We start from the raw sequence: 21,501 nt of genomic DNA, 5'->3' as shown, positions 1-21,501 counted from the left end.
CGGATGTTGGTGGATCTGCGCCGCTACACGATCGTGCCGGGCCAGCTGAAGGCCTATCTGGCGCTGTACGAGAAGTACGGCCTGCCGGTGCAACGCCGGCACGTGGGCGACCCGCTCGGCTATTTCATTTCCGAAGTGGGCACGCTGAACCAGGTCGTGCACCTGTGGGGCTACGAAAGTTTTGAAGACCGTCAGCGGCGCCGCGCCGCGATGGAAGCGGACCCGGACTGGGCCGAATACAAAAAGATGACCGCACAGGGCTATATCGAGCGCCAGGAAAATCAGCTCGTGATGTCGGCCCCGTGGTCGAAGATCTAAAAGAACAGTACCGAGACCACCGATGAAAGTGATCATTTCCGACGACTACCAGGACTGCGTGCGCACGCTCGATTGCTATACGAAGCTCGCTACGCAATTCGACGTCGAAATTCATAACGACACGCTCGAATCCATCGACGAACAGGCGAAGCGCTTCGCCGATGCGGACGCGCTGCTGCTGATCCGCGAGCGCACGCCGGTGACGGCCGAACTGCTCGCGCGCCTGCCGAAGCTGAAGTTCATCAGCCAGACCGGCCGCGCGGCGAACCACGTCGATCTCGCCGCTTGCACGGCGCGCGGCATTCCTGTTTCGGCGGAAGGCTCGGCAACGACGGCTGCGGCCGAACTGACGTGGGCGCTCGTGATGGCGTCGATGCGCAAGGTGCATGTCGAAGCGAACCGGCTGAAAGCGGGCCTATGGCAAGGGCATCTCGGCATCGGACTCAAAGGCCGCACGCTCGGCATCGCCGGCTACGGCAAGATCGGCAGCGTGGTCGGCGGCTATGGGCGCGCGTTCGGCATGCGAGTCGTCGCGCTCGACGATCATGAGACCTCGCGCGCCGCGGCGCTTGCCGACGGCGTCGAAAGCGAAAGCGACCGCCAGAAGTTTTTCGCGCAGGCCGACGTGGTGTGCTGCCATTTGCGCCTGCTGCCGGCCACGCGCGGCTCGATCACGCTGCAGGATCTGTCGGCGATGAAGCCGACCGCGCTTTTCGTCAACACGAGCCGCAGCGAAGTGATCGCGCCGGGCGTGCTCGAAACGGCGCTGAAGGCGGGCCGGCCCGGCTTCGCCGCAGTGGACGTCTACGAGCACGAGCCGATTTATGGCGCGGATCATCCGTTGATCAAGCTCGACAACGTGCTCGCGACGCCGCATATCGGCTATGTCGAGAAGGACACGTACGAGCACTACTTCGGCATTGCGATCGATCAGGTGCTCGCGTGGCGCGAGGGCAAGCCGATCAATGTGCTCAATCCGCAGGCCGTCGAGGGCGCTTCGGCGGGGTGAGCGGCACGCATCGGATGGGCTTGCGCCTTGCCGATGCACATTGCGCGTGGCTTTAGGGAAGATGTAAGCCGAATGCGCTAGAAACTCAAGATTGCGCGGCCGTACGGAGGCCGCGCGTACAGATGGAGACAGATTTTGGACCACACCCTTGAAGCATCGACGATCAGCCGCGTCTACCGGCGCCTCGTGCCTTTGCTGTTCGTGCTGCTCATTATCAATTACATGGACCGCGTCAACGTCGGCTTCGCCGCGCTGCGCATGAACCATGAACTCGGCTTCAGCGCCTCGGTGTTCGGGCTCGGCGCCGGCATCTTCTTTATCGGCTACGCACTGTTCGAAGTACCGAGCAATATTGCCTTGCATCGCTTCGGCGCGCGCATGTGGATTTCGCGGATCATGATCACATGGGGACTGGTTTCGGCAGGCCTCGCATTCGTGCATTCGCAGACCTCGTTCTACGTGCTGCGCTTTCTGCTCGGCGTCGCGGAAGCGGGCTTTATTCCGGGCGTGGTCGCTTACCTCGCTTACTGGTTTCCGGTGCGCTACCGCTCGCGCGCGAACGCGGGCGTGATTATGGCCACGGCGGTCGCATCGGCGATCGGCTCGCCGCTGTCGGGCGTCCTGATGCATGCGCTGGATGGCGTGCACGGCTATTCCGGATGGCGCTGGATGCTGCTGCTCGAAGCCGTTCCGGCGGTGATTCTCGGCTTCTTTGTACTGTTCTGGTTGACCGACCGCCCGCAACGCGCGACGTGGCTGCGCGACGATCAGCGTGCGTGGCTCGTCAACGAGCTTGAAACTGAAGCGTCGAAGCTCACGAAAACGGCGAGCCTGCCGTTTATGAAAATCGCCGTGATGGGCCGCGTGTGGAGCCTGTCGCTGCTGTTCGTCTGCTTCCTGACCGCGTTTTACGGCGTGCTGCTGTGGCTGCCGCAGATCGTCAAGAACATGGGCTCGCTGACTGATCTGCAGGTCGGCTTCGTGAGCGCGCTGCCGTTCTGCTGCGCGGCCGTGTCGATGTATCTGGTTGCGCGCCATTCGGACCGCGTCGGCGAGCGCCGCATGCATATCGTGATCTGCATGGCGATCGGCGGTCTTGCGCTGCTTGCATGCGCATTCGTGTCGCAACCGCTGATCGGTTTGATTCTGCTGTGTATTGCTGCGGCTGGCATCTGGGGCTGCCTCGCGGTGTTCTGGACGCTCACCGGCGAATTCCTGACGGGCGCGGCCGTCGCGATCGGCATTGCGCTGATCAATACGATCGGCCAGTTCGGCGGGCTGCTCGGGCCGTGGCTCGTCGGCATCATCAAGGACTTCACGGGGCACTTCGGTGCGGCCCTGATCGCGCTCGCGGTGGCCGCGTTCCTTGCCTCGTTGATCGCGTTCCTGCTGCCCGAGCGGGCGACGGTGAATGAGGAAAGCGGGGCGCTGTCGGAGTCGAGCGCGTTGCAGTGAGGGTTTGCTGCGGCCGCGTTGAAGCTGCCGCATTAGAGTCACGGGATTGAACTCACGTTGGAAACGGGCGCCGCGTTGCACTTCAACTGTGCATCCGGCGCGCGCAAACGACGCTCAAATGTGCGATGCTTGCGGGCAATTTCATGCGCCCGCTCATGCGCCCACCCATGGGCCATCTTCGGCCGCGGCTTCCGCCCCTGCTTCTGCCCGATCAGCACGCCATTCACGAACTGATGACCTCACCTGCCCTTCTCGACTTCGCCGCACTGACTGAACTCGCCTCGCGCTCGGAAGCCGTGACTGTTGCGTGCGCTTGCAACGCAACGCCGACCGACGGCTGGCAAACGCTGCCGCTGTCGATGCCCGAGGCGCAATTGCACGTAGCGGGCACGCTCGCCGAACAGCACCAGGACGACGCAACCTTCGCCGAATATCATCCGGACGGCACGCGCTACTGGTCCGCCGATGCGCCGATCGCGCCGCGCTATTTCCCGTATAACCGCTGCACGGTGTCGGAGTGCACGGTGTGCGGGAGAAGCTATTTGCGTTACGTGGAAGGCGGTGGGTATTTTGTCGATCAGCGGATACGTCAGCTGAAGGCGTCGTTGCTGGTTGATGCGGCGTTGTGAGCGGTCAGGCACGCCCTAGCCAGACCTTCAATCGCGCCCAAAGTCCGGGTTTGCTTCCGTGCGCGGCACGATCTTGTCGTGAGATATCGCCCTGTTCGCGATACAACGACTGAGGCTCGGGCGGCTCCCGGAATGCGTCTTTCTGCAATGGGGTTCCATTCGTTCCCGGCTGCCGCCGCTGATCCAGTTCCCGCTGACGCTTGAGGTTAGGCGCAGACGACGTGTGCTCAATGAATGTGTGACCGGGTCCATACACCGTATTTGATATCGAGTCCGCTTCGCTTGGCGCGACCGCCTTCCCATTTTCATCGACAGGGACGGTCTCGATCTCAACGACCGGAATGCACCACGCAGCGCTTGCTCGCGCGGTGAGTTCTCCCTTCGCATCGAAACACCGAAAAACAAAACTTTCTGGAAAATCGGAGGCGTTCCATTGCTCGGTTGATCCATTCCAATCGAACTTGGCCTTGATCGTGCCCGGATGAGGAAGATGCGGGTCTTGAGCGCCCGGTGGAAATTGCGCGGTCATATCCAAGGTTCGATAAGCCGCCGGGCATCCATATGTGAATGCGAACAGGGCAGCGGCGATTAACGCCCCTCCGAATCGACTCATCTGGAAATCTTGTCGGAGGTCGGATCACCATTCCGTACCGCCGCCTTACGCATCGGCGCGCCCCTTCCCCACGACAGTAGACGCGGCCAATCGCGACCCGTTGCATCGCTGCACACGCATTTCGTCAACGCACTCCACCTTCGCTCCCCATTCGTTCGTTTTGCGAACGACATTTGACTCGAATGCAGGAGTTTTGTGAAAAGCGTTTGGTAAAGAATTGTCAAACCGTATGTCGTTATGCGCGACAAATGAAGATCATCTGCTTGCGGCAATTACCTGATTCGTAGCGTCAGCCATCACGCGGCACGCGCCCTGAACTTCTCCATATTCCGCTCCACTTCCAGCGCGTTACGCTCCACCCAGTTGTGCTGCAGCAACCCGTCTTCGCGCACTTCGAACACCGCGGTACCGGTCATATCGATCGGCGCGCCATCGGCCTCGAAACCCATAAAGCCGTTGTTCTTGCCCGTCACGCGCCAGCGCGTCACGACGCGATCGCCGCTCGCGCTCGAAAACATCTCGACGATGTGAAATTCAAAGTCGTCGATGCTGGCAAGAAACGCCGCCACCCACGACTTGAACGCATCGCGCGAACCGATCGTCACACCGCCAGTCGTGATCTCGAAGTCCTCGGCAACCAGTTTGTCTACCGCGTCCGGATTGCCGGCCTGCCAGACCTGCCGCCAGAAATTCTCAACAATCCGCACTGAATTGCGCCCGTCCATTTGTCTCTTCCACCCACTCAAACTCAAACGTGCAATACGTGCATGCTCGCGGCATGCCAAACATCGGATTACTGACCGGATTGGCCAGGCTGCTGAGCCGGCGTAGCGCCCGCGCCCGCTGCCGACGTCCCCGCCGTGCCCGGACCATAGCCGGATGCCCCCTGCGCCCGCTTCGCGGCCACGCGTGCTTCCGCAGCCTGAATCTCAACCGGATATGAAGCTTCGGTATCGCCCTGATAGCCTGCAGCACGCAGTTGGGCGAGTTCATTTTTCACTTGCGCACGGGTGATGGTCGATTGCTGCGCGAATGCCGCAGCCGGCACAACAAGCGCGGAAGCAACAAGGGATGCCAGAAAAGCTTGTCGGATCTTCATGATGATTAGCCTCACAACGATTAGAGAGTGACCTTCGACGATCGGATGCGAACTTGCATTTCGTCGTTGGCTGAAGTCTAGTCATCGCGCGCCCTTCGTTTAAGGGTAAATACCGACAGACTATGTTTACGCGCAACGCAGTAATCGATGCGGACCCACACCTCCGGCATGCAGCGGTGAGCAGCGCTTCCGGCCCCATCCGCACCATCCGCGCCACCAGCCCCACCAGCGCCATTCTTGACACTTGTGTCTAACTATGACAGCATCGATTCCATTCGATGTGGTGCGGATCTGCCACAAGAGAGGTTCGTCATGGTTGACATGGTTCATAGCATGCGCATTTTCGTGCGCGTCGTGGAGGCCGGCACGTTCACGGCCGTTGCGCGAGAGACCGACACGACCACCGCGCAGGTGTCGCGCGCGGTATCGCTGCTCGAAGATGAACTGCAAACGCTGCTGCTTCACCGCACCACGCGACATCTTTCGGTAACCGAAGCAGGTGCAAAGTACTTCGAACGCGCAAAACTGATTCTCGCGGAACTGGACAATGCAAATGTCGAGGCACGCAATGCAATGTCGCATCCGCAAGGGCGCATTCGCGTGCATGCGACGCCAGGTCTCGCGCGCGGCGCGGTCACCTCGGCGCTGCTCGCGTATCAGGCCGAGCACCCCGACGTTTCGCTGGATCTCGATATCGAACAGCGCATTCCGAACCTCGTCGAGGACGGCTACGACATCTCGCTCGCCAGCACCACGCAATTGGCCGATTCCGCGTACATCGCGCAGACGCTCGGCACGAGTCACGGCATTCTGACCGCGTCTCCCGACTATCTCGACAGGCACGGCACGCCGGCAAGCGTCGAAGACCTCGCGCAACATACGCTGCTGCGTCTATCGAGTCCGCTCGCACCCGCCGACGAATGGCATCTCGAGGGCGCCGACGGCTCGATGCTGGTCACGGTGAAGTCGTCGCCGTTTCAAACCAGTTCGCCCGATGCGCTGCGTCACGCACTGGTCACCGGCGCCGGCATCGGCATGATGTGCGCGTATAACGTGCTCGACGATTTGCGCAGCGGCGCCCTCGTGCGCGTGCTGCCGCAAATGCGCCTGCGACCGTTCAATGTCTACGCGCTTTACGTGTCGCGCCGCTATATGGATGCAAAAACGCGCACGCTGATCGACTTTCTGCGCAAGTGGGTCACGCCTGAACTCGCACGCCTCGAACATGAAGTCGAATCGTTCGCGACGCGCGGTCTCGTGCAAACCCAAACGCGTGGGCCGCGCAACGCGGGGCTCAAAAACGGCGCGCTCGCACTGGCCGCCAAGGAGTCGCCCGTGCCCTCCGCGACGGTGGAAACGATTCATTGAGCTGACTCAATGAGCTGACTCACTAAACCGACTCATTAAGCCGACTCATTAAGCCGGCTCATTGAGCCGACTGATCAAGCGATTCACCAGACGATGATCCGACCAATCCGCCCGACGCGCCTCACCGGCGCGATCCGGCGGTTTCGGCTCATCGCCTGATTCACCGCACCTCCGCGTATCAGCCGCAATTGACCGGACTCCTGTTACTGGCTACAGTTGCCCGTTGAAAAACCATCGTGTTTTTACGGGTCAACCACAGTTTCAGACGCAAACCCAGGCGCACAGTCCATCAATTGAAGGCACCGATGTCCTACACCCCTATCGTTCCGCCACCGCGATTCCGGCTCTCCGACGCGGTCTGCGACCAGCTCGAGCAGTTGATCGTCGACGGAACGCTGCGGGCCGGCGAAGCGCTGCCGTCCGAGCGCGATCTGGCACAGAAGCTCAATGTCTCGCGCCCGTCGCTGCGCGAGGCGCTATTGCGGCTCGAAGGCAGCAAGCTGATCCAGTCGAAGACGGGCGGCGGCTACGTCGTCGCGAACTCCACCGCGCCGCTGATCGCGGACCCGCTCGCGCATCTGATGGCGCGCCATCGCAAGGCAGCCGGCGATATTCTCGAGATGCGCGAAGGGCTCGAAGCCGTCGCGGTCGAGCTCGCGGCGGTGCGTGCCACCAAGACAGACATCCAGAACATCAAGGAAGCGCTCGCCGAACTCGAAACCGCGTTCGGCAAAGATCAACCCTACGACGTGGAAGATGGCGAAGTGAGCTTGCCGCAGCTCGATGCGGCGTTCCATTTGAGGATTGCGGACGCCACGCACAATATCGTGCTCGTGCATGTGATGCACGGCATTCATAACCTCGTGCAGAAGTCGATCGAAGAAACGTACGCGACCTTCAAGAAGCGCAACGCCGATCTTTTTTATCTCGTGCAGCAGCACCGCACGATTTACGAAGCGATCCGCAAGCACGACCCAAGCGCCGCACGCGCGGCGCTCGGCACCCACCTCGAATTTATCCGCGAGAACGCCTCGCGTTAGCCGTGCTGCGCGCGCGAACGCAGGCGCTCATGCATCCGCTCATGCATCCGCTCACGCATCCGCAAGCGCCTCCTCGACAATCTCGATCCAGTGCCGCACCGGCGTTCTGCCCGCGCCCGCAAGATGCGCCTGGCAGCCGATATTCGCCGTCGCGATCAGATCCGGCTTGCCGCTTTCGAGCGCATCGAGCTTGTTGTCGCGCAACTGCTTCGACAACTCGGGCTGCGTAAACGAGTACGTGCCGGCCGAGCCGCAGCATAGATGCGCGTCGGGCACCGCGGACAATTCGAAGCCGAGCCGCTGCAGTACGCCCTCCACCGCGCCGCCCAGTTTCTGTGCATGCTGGAGCGTGCACGGGCAATGGAACGCAATGCGGCGCGCCGCTTCGGTCAAACGCAGCGCATCGAGATTTTCCGCCGCCAGCACTTCGACGAGGTCGCGCGTGAGTTCACTCACCCGCCGGGCTTTTTCCGCGTAGCGCGGATCGTCGCGCAGCAGATGTCCGTACTCCTTGACGAAGGCGCCGCAGCCGCTCGCGGTCTGAATGATTGCTTCGACGCGGCCCGCCTCGATAGCCGGCCACCACGCGTCGATATTGCGGCGCGCGCGATCGAGGCCTGCCTGCTGCGCGTTCAGATGGTAGTCGGTCGAGCCGCAGCAGCCCGCCTGTGGCGCGTTGTCGATGCTGATGCCGAGCTGGTCGAGCACGCGCGCGGTTGCCGCGTTCGTATTCGGCGACAGTGACGGCTGCACGCAGCCTTCGAGCATCAGCATCCGGCGCGCGTGGCGCCGCGGCGGGCGCGCCTTCGCCGCGATCTGCTGCGCCGGAATCTTGTCGCCGAGCGCTTTGGGCAGCATCGGCCGCACCGCGCGGCCCGCTTTCAGCAGCGTGTTGAACACACCGGGGCGCGGAATCACGTGACGCAGGCCCGCGCGCAAAGCGCGCTCGCGCAGCGGCCGTTCGATGCGTCGCTCGAGTTCGGCGCGGCCGATATCGAGCAGCGAGTGATAGCGCACGCCCGATGGGCACGTCGTTTCGCAATTACGGCACGTGAGGCAGCGATCGAGATGCGTTTGCGTTTTTTCGGTCGACGCTTCGCCTTCGAGCAATTGCTTGATCAGATAGATGCGGCCGCGCGGCCCGTCGAGTTCGTTGCCGAGAAGCTGATACGTCGGGCACGTTGCGTTACAGAAGCCGCAATGCACGCACGAGCGCAGGATTTCATCGGCTTCGTCGGCATGCGGCAAGCTGCGCGCGCGATCGGAAAGGTTCGTCTGCATGCGGTCCCTTGAATGGCGGCCCTTAATGGTTGCCCTTGAATGGCGGCCCTGGATTGCTGCCTCGAATGGCGGCCCCTGAAAGATGGGCTCATCTCATGAATGCGCGCTCGCCAGCTTGAACGCGCATTCGAACTTACAGGTCGGCGTACATCCGCCCCGGATTGAAAATACCGTGCGGATCGAGCTTCTGCTTCAGCTGCCGGTGAAAACGCAGCAACGGCGCCGGCAGCGGCTGAAACGGTTCGACGCCCGCGGCCGGCGTGAAGCACGTTGCGTGTCCGCCCGCGGATTCGGCGATGCGCCGGATGCTCGCCGCTGGCGCATTGCTTTTGAGCCAGCGTTGCGCGCCGCCCCAGTCCAACGCCGCTTCGCCGGGCAGCGCTTCGACGCCGACATGATTGGGCAAGGAAAGGCGCCACAGGCATTCGGGGCCCGCGAAAAACGGTAGCCGCTGCTCGCGCAAATCGGCCCAGAACGCAGGATCGATCGCGGCGCCGCCGATGCGCTGCGCCGCGGACTGCACCGATGCCGTGCCGCCTTCAAGCCGCAGATAAAGCGTATCGCCGATATGACACGCGCCGGTAACCGGTAAACCGGCGCGACGCCATTCGACGATCCGGTCGAGCGCATCGGCCGCGCTCATGTCGACGCGCAGGCAATGCGCCGCGCGCGGTTTCGGCAGCACCTTCAGCGACACGTCGGCAATCACGCCGAGGCAGCCGAAACTGCCCGCCATGAGCCGCGACAGGTCGTAGCCGGCGACGTTCTTCATGACCTCGCCACCGAACCGCACATACTTGCCTTCGCTCGTAATGAGCCGGCAGCCGAGCACGAAGTCGCGCAGCGCGCCGACCCACGGACGGCGCGGCCCCGACAGCCCGCTTGCAACCGCGCCGCCGACGGTCGCCTCGCCGCCGAATTCGGGCGGCTCGCACGGCAGCATCTGGCCTGCCTCGTCGAGCACGGCGTTCAGTTGCGCGACCGGCGTGCCGGCACGCACGGTAACCACGAGTTCGGTCGGGTCGTAGCTGACGACGCCGCAATGGCTGCGCATATCGAGCGCCTCGCCTTCCACGGGCCGGCCCAGCGACGCCTTCGTGTCGCCGCCGCGAATGCGCAGCGGCACACGCCGCGCGGCCGCGGAGCTCACCTGGTCGATCAGCCGGATGCTGTCGTCGGCGGATTGAAAAGATTGAGGTTCGCGGCGCATCAGAAACGCTCCAGTTCAGGAAAAGGCAGCGCACCGTGATGCACGTGCATCGCGCCAAACTCGGCGCAGCGATGCAGCGTCGGGATAGCCTTGCCGGGGTTCAGCAGACCCTGTTCGTCGAACGCGGCTTTTACCGCATGAAACACGGTCAATTCGTCGCTGTTGAACTGCGAGCACATCTGATTGATCTTCTCGCGGCCCACGCCGTGCTCGCCGGTAATGCTGCCGCCTACTGCCACGCACAGCTCGAGAATGCGCCCGCCAAGCGCTTCGGTGCGCTCCATTTCGCCGGGCACGTTCGCATCGAACAGAATCAGCGGATGCATATTGCCGTCGCCCGCGTGAAACACGTTCGCCACGCGCAAACCGTATTCGATCGAAAGATCGGCAATGCCTTTGAGCACACCCGGCAATTCGCGGCGCGGAATCGTGCCGTCGATGCAGTAGTAATCGGGAGAAATGCGGCCGACCGCCGGGAACGCATTCTTGCGGCCCGCCCAGAAGCGCTGGCGCTCGCCTTCGTTTTGCGCAAGCCGCACATCGGTCGCGCCCGATTCGCGCAGGATCGCGTCGACGCAGGCGATCTCTTCATCGACGTCGGACTCCGCGCCGTCGAGCTCGCAGAGCAGGATCGCTTCGGCGTCGACCGGGTAACCGGCCTTGATAAAGTCTTCTGTCGCGCGAATCGCGAGGTTGTCCATCATTTCGAGGCCGCCCGGAATCACGCCCGCGCCGATGATTTTCGCCACCGCGCCGCCGGCATTGCCGACATCGTCGAAGCTCGCAAGCAATACCTTCGCGCTTTGCGGCTTGGTGAGCAGCTTCACGGTCACTTCCGTGATTACGCCGAGCATGCCTTCCGAGCCCGTAAACAACGCAAGCAGATCGAAACCTGGGCTATCGAGCGCGTCGGAGCCGAGCGTCAGCCGCTCGCCGTCGATCGTGATCATCTCGACGCGCAGGATGTTGTGTACCGTGAGCCCGTATTTCAGGCAGTGCACCCCGCCCGAGTTTTCCGCGACATTACCGCCGATCGAACAGGCGATTTGCGACGAAGGGTCAGGTGCGTAGTAAAGACCGTAAGGCGCCGCGGCATGGGAAATCGCCAGATTGCGCACGCCCGGCTGCACGCGCGCAAAGCCCGCGTCGGCGTCGATTTCGAGAATTTTGTTGAAGCGCGCCATCACGAGCAGGATGCCCTTTTCGAGCGGCATCGCGCCGCCGGAAAGCCCTGTGCCCGCTCCGCGCGCGACGACCGGAATGCGGCGCGCGTGCGCATACTTGAGCAGCGCCTCGACCTGCTCGACGCGCTCGGGCAGCGCCACGAGCATCGGCGACGTGCGATAAGCCGAGAGCCCGTCGCATTCGAACGGACGCACCTCCTCGCGCGAATGCAGCAGCTGCAAGTCCGGCAGCAGTTTTTGCAGTTCCGCCGCGACCGTTTCACGGTCGTGCGACGCGAGCGCTCCGTCGAGCTTCTCGTCGTACAGGTAACTCATTGCGTCTCCTTCGGACTGGTGGTCAACTGGTCGACCACCCGACCATCTGCCAATGCTAGGGGTGTGTCAGTCACCCGAAAACCAGTAGAAACCCTGGCATCATCTGCGCGTCGCCGGCGTTTCGGGCCGGGCGCCCTCGCCGGGCGCCATCGTTTCGCTCGGGTAAACGTACAGGTTTGTCAAAGATTCCGTGTCTTCGTGCCTATATCGCGCGTGGGTCGGGCTTTCGGCTGACGGCCGGAGGCGGCCTTGCTCGAAAAACGGAGGGTGGGGTCTGAGAGGGTTGGGGCTGACGCGGTTAATCCGCTTCGGAAGTCAGCATATCGATCAGTTCGCGCGAGAACTGCGGCAGATCTTTGACGCTGCGTACGCAGATTTTCAGTTTGCGTTCGGACCATGCGTCGTTCAGGTTCACGATTCGAATGTTCATCGTCTTCGCATGGCGCGCCGCGACTGAACCGGGAACAATGCCGACACCGACGCCCGCCTCGATCATGCGGCACGCGGCCTCGAAGTTGCCGACCTGAATACGCAGCTTGATGCGCCGGCCGAGCGCATCGGCCGCGATATTGATAAATGAATGAATCGCGCTCGATGTCGGCAGACCAATATAGTCTTCGTCGAGCGTCTCCGCGAAATCGACGGCCTCGCGTTGCCCGAGCGGATGATCGGGCGCGGTGACGAGGACGAGGCGATCGTCGCGATACGGCAGCATTTCGAGGTGCCCCGTATCGACATTGCCGGCAACGATGCCGATATCGGTTGCGCCTTCCGTCAGGCCCTTGACGATCTCGCCGCTCAGCACTTCGCGCAGTTCGATGTTGACGTCCTGATGTTCGCGAAGAAACTGGCTGAGCACCGCAGGCAGAAATTCGCTGATCGCCGTGGTGTTCGCCCAGACGCGCACATGCCCTTTGATGCCTTCGCCGAAGTCCTGCATGTCGGCGGCAAGACGCTCGGTTTCTTCGAGCACGAGGCGCGCATGACGCACGAACGTTTCGCCCGCGGGCGTGAGCGTCATGCCCTGGCTCGTGCGGTAGAGCAGACGAAAACCGAGCCCTTCCTCAAGATTCTTGACACGGTTGCTCGCGGCCGGCGCCGACAGATGGCAACGGCTCGCGGCGCGCGCGAGATTCTTCGTGTCGGCAAGCGCGGTCATCAGGCTCAGGTCAACGAAGTCGAAGTGCATGGGGCTTGGCGGCTTGAAGTGGGCGTTGGATCGGCATAGCGAAGCTTCGATGGTAACCGATTAGCCCACGCCTAATCCCCCGTTCAGCAATCGACAATTCCTCTTGCGCACGCGTTCTGTCAAAGTCGCGGTATCGAATCGAATCAAAGGAGCCGAGCCTTGAAAATACTGGTGGCCGTCAAACGAGTGGTCGATTACAACGTGAAGGTTCGCGTGAAATCGGACAACACGGGCGTGGACATTGCGAACATGAAGATGTCGATGAATCCGTTCGACGAAATCGCCGTGGAAGAAGCGGTACGTCTGAAAGAAGCCGGTGTCGCGACCGAGGTGATCGCGGTGTCGGCCGGCGTGACCCAGTGCCAGGAAACGCTGCGCACGGCGCTGGCGATCGGTGCGGATCGCGCGATCCTGATCGAGTCCGGCGAAGACCTGCAGCCACTGGCCGTGGCCAAACTGCTCAAGGCGCTGGTCGACAGGGAAAAGCCCGAACTCGTCATCCTCGGCAAGCAGGCCATCGACGACGACTCGAACCAGACCGGCCAGATGCTCGCCGCGCTCGCGGATCTGCCGCAGGCCACGTTCGCCTCGAAAGTGACGGTCGCCGACGGCAAGGCGACGGTCGCGCGTGAAGTCGACGGCGGTGCGGAAACGCTGACGCTTAAGCTGCCTGCGGTAGTGACCACGGATCTTCGCCTGAACGAGCCGCGCTATGTGACGCTGCCCAACATCATGAAGGCGAAGAAGAAGCCGCTCGAAACGCTGAAGCCCGAAGACCTCGGCGTCGACGTCAAGCCGCGTCTGAAGACGCTGAAGGTGACCGAGCCGGCGGGCCGCAGCGCCGGCGTGAAGGTGCCGAATGTAGCCACGCTGGTCGAGAAGCTGAAGAACGAAGCCAAGGTGCTGTAAGCGCGCACGGAGACACAGGAAATGACGACTCTGGTAATTGCTGAACATGACAACGCGGCGCTCAAGGCAGCGACGCTCAACACCGTTGCCGCTGCGCAAAAGATCGGCGGCGACGTTCACCTGCTGGTGGCAGGTCACAACGCACAGGGCGCGGCAGACGCTGCGTCGAAAGTCGCAGGCGTAACGAAGGTCCTGCTCGCCGACGCCCCGCAACTGGCCGAAGGTCTCGCGGAAAACATCGAAGCGACGGTTCTCGCGATCGCGAAGAACTACACGCACGTCGTTGCGCCCGCAACGGCCTACGGCAAGAACATCGCACCACGCATCGCGGCAAAGCTCGATGTCGCGCAGATCAGCGACATCACCGCTGTCGATAGCCCCGATACGTTCGAACGCCCGATCTACGCCGGCAACGCCATCGCGATCGTGCAGTCGGAAGACCCGGTCAAGGTCATCACGGTGCGCGCGACGGGCTTCGACCCGGTTGCCGCGGAAGGCGGCAGCGCGCCGGTCGAAAAGATCGAAGCCGCAGCGGATCGCGGCATCTCGCAGTTCGTGAACCGCGAAGTGACCAAGCTTGATCGCCCGGAACTGACGAGCGCGACGATCATCGTGTCGGGTGGTCGCGGTCTCGGCAGCGGCGAAAACTACACGAAGGTGCTCGAACCGCTCGCGGACAAACTCGGCGCGGCAATGGGTGCCTCGCGCGCCGCCGTCGACGCGGGCTATGTGCCGAACGACTATCAGGTCGGCCAGACCGGCAAGATCGTCGCGCCACAACTGTATGTGGCCGTCGGCATCTCAGGCGCGATCCAGCACCTCGCCGGCATGAAGGATTCGAAGGTGATCGTCGCGATCAACAAGGATCCCGAAGCGCCGATCTTCAGCGTCGCCGACTACGCGCTCGAAGCTGACCTTTTCGCCGCAGTGCCTGAATTGGTCAGCGCGCTCGTCTGATTCGCATTGCCTCGCATCCGCGACGTCAATCGCAAACCGCAACAACGACTCGACCACCAAACCGAGCCCCACATGCGGGATAGCCAATCCCGCATGTGGCGCGTTCGTCATCGCAAACGGCCGAACGCGCCGCCCCGCCCCGCCTTCGCAATCCGCACGCCTCGTTAACACTTTCTCAAGGTCTCCCTAAATACAACGGGATTTCTTTCACCTTGCTTTCTATAATCGTCCGTACCTGAACCTCCTCGATGCCTCGGCTCTGCATCGTCGCATTTATTTAGGCATCCGCAATACATATGCATCAGGAAGGTGCAGGTGTGCAATCACGCGATGTTTCCGGAGGCATTATGAGAATTGATTACGACGCAGTCCTCGCGCCTGGTGCGGGGCAATGGTATGGCCAGATAATTGTGTCCAACCTTCGCTACGACGACGGAAGTCCGATTGAGGTCAACGAATATCTGTCGATGTCGTTCAGCGCGCCGGCCGCTATCAACAGCACCGACGTTTACGTAAGCTTCGCAGGCTCATGGGTTTCCACCACCGCCAATGCCGAGTCGACGCAGCTCGATGCCAGCCTGTTTTCCGTTTCGGTCAAAATCGATTTCAACGACCCGCATCTGATGGATGCAAAGGATCAGATCAACATCGGCGTAAACGGCGATCTGACACAGAACACGGACGAGTGGCTTGCTTCGTTCGTCATCGCGGCAGATGAATCACCGAACACGACCGGCACGGCATCGGTCACCTGCGCGAACGTGCCCGACTGCGCGCTGTATGGTATCGCGCCCGTCATTCAATTCAAGCGCGGCAGCGAGATCACATCCACCACGCTCCAGTACGGCGCCACGGTCAGTCAGACGCTCGAACAAGGCGACTACACGATTCAGGGAAACAGCGTCAGCACCGTCGATCAAACGGTGATCGCGCCGCTCGTCATCTCGCCGGACCAGATGACGATCGGCGTGAACGGGACGGCCACAGTCGATGTGTCATTCGGCCCCCTGCAGCGTTCGAGCGCACTCGACATCGCCATCGGCACGCTGTCAGGCCTCGAAGCCGAAACGCTGAATGTCACCATCGTCGATGCAACGAGCGGAAAAACGCTGGCGGCGTTCTCGAGCGGAATCGACACGACCACGCCGGTCCGTTTGCTGCCCGCGTCCGGCACGGCACAGATCAGGATCGACGACATCTCGCTCAACAACGTGTTTTACAGTTTCAGCGACATCCAGGTGGTGTTCGCGAATCAGTTGCAGACAGTACAGATCAGCGATTCACTGGTTCAGCGCACCCCCGTCGACACCAGCGGATTCGTCACCGTCCCGATCGATGTGACCTCGGAAGCGACGCTGTCTCAAGAAGTCACGATGCGCCTCGTCGGCGGCAGCATGACCTATACGCAAACAATCGATGTAGAGACGCAGATGGCGCGCTTCGGTGTTCCGGTCAGACCCGATACGTACACCGTTTCGGCCCCGGATTTCCTGTCGGGAAACGTCGTTTATGCGGTGGATACCCCCGCGCAAATCGTCGTCAGCGGCACGGGAACGACGACGCTCGAAGTCTCGATCGAAGCATCAGCCAACCTGGATGTCCCGGGGTTTCCCGCCTATCTGTCGTTCGGCGGTTGTGCGGATCTCACGCCAGGCAATCAGGCCGACTTTGCGAGCGCACGCGCCTGTTCCGTCTTCAAGTACGCGGGCAACGACGGCGCCGGCGACGCTAACACATACCTCAGCGCCGACACCGCGACAAGCACGACAATTAATCTCGCACGCAGCATCGAAACCCAGTTGGGCGGACAGCCGGTGTTGCCGGTCATGATTTCGTACACGTGCAATCTGTCGCTCGGCAACACGGCCGGCATGCTCGCCAATGCTGACCAACATGCGCACAGCTTCGCCAACCTCATTCTTTCGCTGAATACCGCCAACGCGACGATCGACAGCGCGCACGCCGTTCCCGCGGGCTTTATCGTCAACCCCGATTTTCTCGGTGCGTGTCAGCAGGCCGGATTCGGGCCGAACTATGCCATGCCGGTGCGCGCGCCATTGCAAACGGCGCTCGATCACTGGTCCGTCGACGCGACGATTCCACCGGGCATCACCGAAGACATAGAAGGCTACGTCGCCGCCGTGAACTGGCTGATTGACGCGGTCGCGCCGCATGTCGTGTTCGGCTGGCAGATCAACCTGTGGGGCGTCGGGCGCTCCGAATGGATCTACGACGATAGCGACCCGCTCACTTACGCGCAGCAAACCGCGACCTATATCGACAACCTTGGCGTGTATAGCGGCGACTGGAAGCCGCACTTTCTCGCGATCGACCGCTACGAAGCGGACGATTTCACACAGCGCGCGTATGTGAACGGCTATTGCTACGGGCCGCGCGAATGGGGCCGCTACTTCGATTTCTGCACAGGCATGAGCCGTGCACTGAAGCTGCCCGTCATGCCGTGGCAAATTCCGGCGAGCCGCACGCCGAACACGACCGATGCGGTCGCCGCTGACTTCGACAGTCAGCACTGGGGCACGGGCGGCAGCTACCTGATGGGCGACCCGGCAATCGGCTCCGACTATCACAACGTCAATCCGACCATCCTTGCGTTGCCGTTTTCGTCCGCCTTCCCCGACATGGGCGCCACGGCCGAGGATATGTTCATTCGCTCGGAACCATTCGACATCAGCAACCCGGCCTACTGCGACTTCCCGTTACGCGGCATCTTTGCAGTGTTGCTCGGTGGCGGCTCCACCACGGGCATTATTTCGACCGTCGGCAATCCGGAACCGTGGACACGCAACAAGCTGAATGCGTATATGGATAACCCGATCCGGTTCGATAGTCAGCAGAGCGCGGCACCGCGCCGCAAGCGCAGACGCCCTTCGCCGCTGGTTCACTGAACCGGGTTTCTTCCTGAGCGCTCCGCAAGCGCAAGCGGCCTGCTTGCGGAGCGCCGTTCACGCGCCATTCACATCACGCGTTGCGTCGACCGGTTCGCCACCACGTCCATACCGTCCACCGCGCCTTCATTTGCCCCGTTTTCGGGCGCGATCTCCGGCGCAATCGCTTCCAGCGTCTGCTGGCTTGTTTCAATACGCAGCACGAGAATCGCGACGCTCATCAGCACCAGCACCGCGCTCACCATCGACACCACGCCCGTCACACCGAAATGCGTGTACAGCACGATTGCGACATAAGGCGTGCTCATCGACGCCGCGCGCCCGCACGTTCCCGCTACACCCGTGCCGCGCAACCGATGCGTGGTCGGAAACAGCTCGGGGATATAGCCGAACAGCCCCAGCGTGCAGACCGTATAGATCGTCGTCACGAGTGCGAAGCCGACCACCGAAATCGCCGCCGGATCGCGCATCTGCACATAGACGTATCCAAGCACGACCGTCAGCACCGAAAACAGCACGAGCCCGTTACGCCGCCCCCACCGGTCCGCGATAAAGTAGCCGACCACCGCACCCATCGGCGCGCCGAACGACATCAGCAGCACGAAGCCGAGCGATTGCACGATGGTCAGGCCTTCCTTGACAAAAAATGTCGGCAGCCATGCGACAAATCCGTACAACGACATATTGATCGCCATGCACGTCAGCGCCGCAACCAGCGTGCGGCCGATCACGCCGCGTTCGAACAGCGCCGAAAACGGCGCGCGCGGCGCTTCGTGATTGAACACATGCGCGACCGGCGGCAACTTTCCGACCTTCGCCGCGACTTCACGCTCGATTCCCGCGACCGTCGCTTCCGCTTCGTCGAGACGCCCGACCGTTTCGAGCCAGCGCGGCGATTCCGGCATCCGGTGACGCAGCACCCAGACGATCATCGCGCCGACGCCCGCGATCGCGAACATATAGCGCCAGCCGAGATGCGGAATCACCCAGTAGCCAATCGCGGTCGCACCGAGCAGCCCCGAGTTCGTAATCAGCGCAAGCAGCGAAATCCAGCGGCCGCGCGTACCGGGAGGCACGAATTCGCTAAGCGTGCCGGCCGCCACGACGAGTTCGGCGCCCAGACCGATGCCCATCAGAAGACGTAGAAAAATAAGCCAGTAGATATTCGGCGCAAACGCCGCCGCAATCGACGCGAGCCCGAAAATCGCCAGATTCGCCTGATACGAATAGCGCCGGCCGAAGCGGTCGCCGAGATAGCCGGACAGCCCGGCGCCGATCATCATGCCGAGAAAGGTCGCCGAAATAAAAAACGAGCCGACGTGCAGATCGGTAAACCCGGTCTTCACCATCGCGGCCAACGCGCCGTTTGCAAGGTAGATATCGAAAGCGTCGAGGAAGGCGCCTGCTCCGATCAGGAACAGGATCTTCCAGTGAAACGACGTAATGGGCAGGCGATCGAGGCGAGCGCCCGAATTGACGATAGCCAAATCCGTCTCCGTTATTGGTTGTGTTCAAAACCTTTCGCCGTGCTTCTGGACGAGCACTTGCATGCACCGGGCGAATGGCGATGCATTTCTGCTATCTGGGAAGAGTGCCGTCTGTCGCGCGGCCACGCAATTTGCTTTTTTCAAAGGCCGCCTTCAGCAAAACCGAATGCTATTCGTTGCGGCGCGGGGTGGCTGCGATGCGCTGCGCTTTCAGAATGACGGGCATGTCGACCATCCTGCCGTCCACGGCCACCGCGGCGCCACCGCTGGCTTCGACCGCGTGCAGCACGCGCTTCGCCCATTCGTACTCGGCTTCGCTCCATGCATAGGCACGATGCACGGCAGCGAGCTGCTTCGGGTGAATGCACAGCTTGCCGCCGAAACCGAGACGTCTCCCGCGGCGCGCGTCGGCTTCGACCGACTGCGGATCGTCGATCGAGGTCGATACACCGTCGACAGGCGCGGCAAGACCGGCCACACGCGAGGCGAGCACGATGCCGGAACGGAACACGATCAGTTCGTCGTCGTTCGCTTCCATGCCAAGATCGAGCTGAAAGTCGAGCGTGCCGAACATCAGGCGGTCAACCGACACGGCGCCGCATACTTCGTCGAGCCGCGCATAACCGCGCGCCGATTCGATGATCGGCGATATAGTCAGCGCCGCGTGCGCGCGCTTGCGGATCGCCGCGATCGATTCGCGGTCTTCGGCCTTCGGCAGAATGAGACCTGCCAGAGTGGGATGCGCGGCCAGTGCGGCAACGTCGTCGGCGAACCATTCGGTTTGCGCGCCGTTGATGCGCACGTAAATGGGAGGATGATGCGGTGCATCGGCAGGCGCTCCCGCAGCATCGAGCCCATTCACCACCGCGTCGCGCGCGAGCCCTTTTTCAGCGGGCTGCACCGCGTCTTCGAGATCGAAGATCACCGCATCGGCGCCTGCGTTGCGCGCTTTGATGAAGCGATCGGGCCGGTTGCCCGGCACGAACAGATACGAGCACGGGGCGCTCATGCTGCGGCCGCCGCAGGGTTGGCGTGACGCGCCGTCGCAAGCTGCCCGACGATGTCCCCGAGGCGCGGCTCGTCGACAATGCACCATGCTGCTTCGAGCAGTGCATCGACGTCCGCCTCGGCAAGCGCACCGGAAAACTTCACCAGTTGCCTCAACTTTGTCGAGATTTCGTCGCGCGACAGCGTATTTCCCGGGTCGCCCTTCGGCTCGTCCACGCGCCCACGCAGCACGCGGCCATCGGTCAGATACACGCTGACCTTGCCGATCCAGCGCGCCGGATACGCGCCGTCCACCTCTTCGTCGTAGACCATCTCGACCTTGCCGCGAAACGCGACGACCGGGTCCGCGAGAAAATGCTGCTCGAACTCATTGACGCCCGCATAACCGTAATGGCTGACGATCGCGAGCACGGTGCCCATATTGAACTTCGCCTGGTGCACGGTCTGCGGCTTGACGACTGCGCCGAGCACGTCAATCGCGCCCTGATGGACATGCGCGACCACGCGTTCGATCTCCTGCGGCTTCAGCTTATTCTTGACAACGACGTCGAGCAACGCGTCGGCGGCCGGATGCGTATGGCGGCATGCAGCGTGATACTTGAACGAGGTTTCGACGGTGGCCCAGCGCTCGCCGAGCCGGTCGACGAGCTTCGCGGGATCGGCATCGGTCGACATGCCGGCCGCCATTCCTTTCGCGCCTTCCAGGATGCGTTTTGCGCCTTTGAAGCCGTCGGCCGCGAGCTGCGCGGCCATCAGGCCGTTCGCGGCGGCCATTGCCGTATGCAGCTGTTTCGAATCGGCGGCGTCGCGCAGGAATTCCCACAGGCCCGCAGCCTGCGTGCCAGCGGAGCCGAACGCGTCGAGCATCGCGGCCGGCGACAGCTTGAGCAGGCGCCCCGCCGTCGCAGCGGCCGCGACGGTGCCCGCCGTGCCTGTCGTATGAAACACCTTGTAGTGCGAACGGCCGAGAAATTCGCCAATGCGGATGCCGACTTCGTAGCCGGCCACGGCCGCCGTGATCATCTCGCGGCCCGATGCGCCGAGCTGCTGCGCCAGCGCGAGCGCGACCGGGAATACAACCGCGGCCGGATGAAACACCGAGCCGTTATGAACATCGTCCTGTTCGACGAAATGCGATGCGGCGCCGTTGACCATCGCGGCGAAGAACGGCGACGTGCGGCTGCCGTCGATCAACACTTCGGCGGGACCGTCCGACGGGCCTGTCGCGCGGGCAAACTTCGCGATGCTTTCGACGGGCCGCGCGCCCTTGCCTGCAAGCGCGGAGCCGACCCAGTCGACGTAGAGATTGACGGTGCGCTCGATCACCTCATGCGGAATGCCCTCGAAGGCGAGATTCGCGGCGAAGGTGGCGAGTACTTCGCTCGGGTTGCCCTGGTTGCTCGGGTTGCTGTGATCGCCCGCTGCAGCGGTCGACGAGGTGGACGTCATCATGAGTCTCCGGTATTCAATCCAGTATTCGATATGCGGCGTTCAGTGTGCGTGGCGCAATGCGCCCGCGCCGGA

General features: G+C 62.4%; 19 protein-coding genes. 9 read left to right on the top strand and 10 right to left on the bottom strand.

All coding sequences use genetic code 11. From position 1 onward, the window contains the following. Positions 1-3: 3 nt before the first annotated feature. From KZJ38_RS29150 to KZJ38_RS29135, 4 genes are all read left to right on the top strand, one after another. Positions 4-318 (top strand): NIPSNAP family protein, encoded by a 315-nt coding sequence (locus tag KZJ38_RS29150; protein WP_075160119.1) that lies wholly within the window; start codon positions 4-6, stop codon positions 316-318. 22 nt (positions 319-340) lie between these two features. Beyond that, on the top strand, positions 341-1,327 hold the full coding sequence (locus KZJ38_RS29145; protein WP_219803527.1) for a D-2-hydroxyacid dehydrogenase family protein: 987 nt from the start codon (positions 341-343) through the stop codon (positions 1,325-1,327). A gap of 135 nt (positions 1,328-1,462) precedes the next feature. Beyond that, positions 1,463-2,782, top strand: a complete 1,320-nt coding sequence (locus KZJ38_RS29140) for an MFS transporter (RefSeq protein ID WP_219803526.1) — start codon at positions 1,463-1,465, stop codon at positions 2,780-2,782. A gap of 233 nt (positions 2,783-3,015) precedes the next feature. Next, positions 3,016-3,411: a hypothetical protein gene (locus KZJ38_RS29135; protein ID WP_219803525.1), complete on the top strand. Its 396-nt coding sequence runs from the start codon at positions 3,016-3,018 to the stop codon at positions 3,409-3,411. Between the two features lie 4 nt (positions 3,412-3,415). On the opposite strand, the gene KZJ38_RS29130 is transcribed toward KZJ38_RS29135, so the two are convergent. The 3 genes from KZJ38_RS29130 to KZJ38_RS29120 form a co-directional block, all read right to left on the bottom strand. Next, complete coding sequence (locus KZJ38_RS29130) at positions 3,416-3,940, bottom strand: hypothetical protein (protein ID WP_219803524.1); 525 nt, start codon at positions 3,938-3,940, stop codon at positions 3,416-3,418. Positions 3,941-4,320: 380 nt separating this feature from the next. Then, on the bottom strand, positions 4,321-4,749 hold the full coding sequence (locus tag KZJ38_RS29125) for an ester cyclase (RefSeq protein ID WP_219803523.1): 429 nt from the start codon (positions 4,747-4,749) through the stop codon (positions 4,321-4,323). Positions 4,750-4,817: 68 nt separating this feature from the next. Then, a complete protein-coding gene (locus KZJ38_RS29120; protein ID WP_219803522.1) occupies positions 4,818-5,123 on the bottom strand; it encodes a DUF4148 domain-containing protein in 306 nt (101 codons plus the stop codon). A gap of 312 nt (positions 5,124-5,435) precedes the next feature. On the opposite strand from KZJ38_RS29120, the gene KZJ38_RS29115 reads away from it, so the two are divergent. Beyond that, positions 5,436-6,491, top strand: a complete 1,056-nt coding sequence (locus KZJ38_RS29115) for a LysR family transcriptional regulator (RefSeq protein ID WP_219803521.1) — start codon at positions 5,436-5,438, stop codon at positions 6,489-6,491. Between the two features lie 305 nt (positions 6,492-6,796). Continuing rightward, positions 6,797-7,531: a FadR/GntR family transcriptional regulator gene (locus KZJ38_RS29110; RefSeq protein WP_219803520.1), complete on the top strand. Its 735-nt coding sequence runs from the start codon at positions 6,797-6,799 to the stop codon at positions 7,529-7,531. Positions 7,532-7,582: 51 nt separating this feature from the next. Here KZJ38_RS29110 and glcF read toward each other — a convergent pair whose 3' ends face one another. The 4 genes from glcF to KZJ38_RS29090 form a co-directional block, all read right to left on the bottom strand. Then, positions 7,583-8,812 (bottom strand): glycolate oxidase subunit GlcF, encoded by a 1,230-nt coding sequence (gene glcF / locus KZJ38_RS29105; RefSeq protein WP_219803519.1) that lies wholly within the window; start codon positions 8,810-8,812, stop codon positions 7,583-7,585. A gap of 133 nt (positions 8,813-8,945) precedes the next feature. Further along, positions 8,946-10,022 carry a glycolate oxidase subunit GlcE gene (gene glcE / locus KZJ38_RS29100; RefSeq protein ID WP_219803518.1) on the bottom strand — a complete coding sequence of 359 codons (1,077 nt, stop codon included), beginning with the start codon at positions 10,020-10,022 and terminating at the stop codon, positions 8,946-8,948. Next, on the bottom strand, positions 10,022-11,521 hold the full coding sequence (gene glcD, locus KZJ38_RS29095) for a glycolate oxidase subunit GlcD (RefSeq protein ID WP_219803517.1): 1,500 nt from the start codon (positions 11,519-11,521) through the stop codon (positions 10,022-10,024). Before glcD ends, glcE begins: the two co-directional genes overlap by 1 nt. Positions 11,522-11,819: 298 nt before the next feature. Continuing rightward, the gene (locus KZJ38_RS29090; protein WP_219803516.1) at positions 11,820-12,710 is read right to left on the bottom strand and encodes a LysR family transcriptional regulator; all 891 of its coding nucleotides are present in this window, start codon (positions 12,708-12,710) and stop codon (positions 11,820-11,822) included. Positions 12,711-12,869: 159 nt separating this feature from the next. On the opposite strand from KZJ38_RS29090, the gene KZJ38_RS29085 reads away from it, so the two are divergent. From KZJ38_RS29085 to KZJ38_RS29075, 3 genes are all read left to right on the top strand, one after another. Beyond that, positions 12,870-13,619, top strand: a complete 750-nt coding sequence (locus tag KZJ38_RS29085; RefSeq protein ID WP_219803515.1) for an electron transfer flavoprotein subunit beta/FixA family protein — start codon at positions 12,870-12,872, stop codon at positions 13,617-13,619. Between the two features lie 21 nt (positions 13,620-13,640). Next, positions 13,641-14,576, top strand: a complete 936-nt coding sequence (locus KZJ38_RS29080) for an electron transfer flavoprotein subunit alpha/FixB family protein (protein WP_219803514.1) — start codon at positions 13,641-13,643, stop codon at positions 14,574-14,576. Positions 14,577-14,986: 410 nt separating this feature from the next. Beyond that, positions 14,987-17,482: a hypothetical protein gene (locus tag KZJ38_RS29075; RefSeq protein ID WP_246642065.1), complete on the top strand. Its 2,496-nt coding sequence runs from the start codon at positions 14,987-14,989 to the stop codon at positions 17,480-17,482. 68 nt (positions 17,483-17,550) lie between these two features. Here KZJ38_RS29075 and KZJ38_RS29070 read toward each other — a convergent pair whose 3' ends face one another. From KZJ38_RS29070 to KZJ38_RS29060, 3 genes are all read right to left on the bottom strand, one after another. Next, positions 17,551-18,969, bottom strand: a complete 1,419-nt coding sequence (locus KZJ38_RS29070; protein ID WP_219803512.1) for an MFS transporter — start codon at positions 18,967-18,969, stop codon at positions 17,551-17,553. 169 nt (positions 18,970-19,138) lie between these two features. Further along, positions 19,139-19,978, bottom strand: coding sequence for an HpcH/HpaI aldolase/citrate lyase family protein (locus tag KZJ38_RS29065; RefSeq protein WP_219803511.1), 840 nt, complete (start codon positions 19,976-19,978; stop codon positions 19,139-19,141). Beyond that, positions 19,975-21,426 carry an MmgE/PrpD family protein gene (locus KZJ38_RS29060; RefSeq protein WP_219803696.1) on the bottom strand — a complete coding sequence of 484 codons (1,452 nt, stop codon included), beginning with the start codon at positions 21,424-21,426 and terminating at the stop codon, positions 19,975-19,977. The genes KZJ38_RS29065 and KZJ38_RS29060 overlap by 4 nt, the downstream gene beginning before the upstream one ends. Between the last annotated feature and the right edge of the window lie 75 nt (positions 21,427-21,501).

This window comes from Paraburkholderia edwinii (assembly GCF_019428685.1).
GTDB lineage: Bacteria > Pseudomonadota > Gammaproteobacteria > Burkholderiales > Burkholderiaceae > Paraburkholderia > Paraburkholderia edwinii.
Note: the sequence above shows the minus strand (reverse complement) of the source record. Positions and strands in the feature narration are given on the sequence as shown.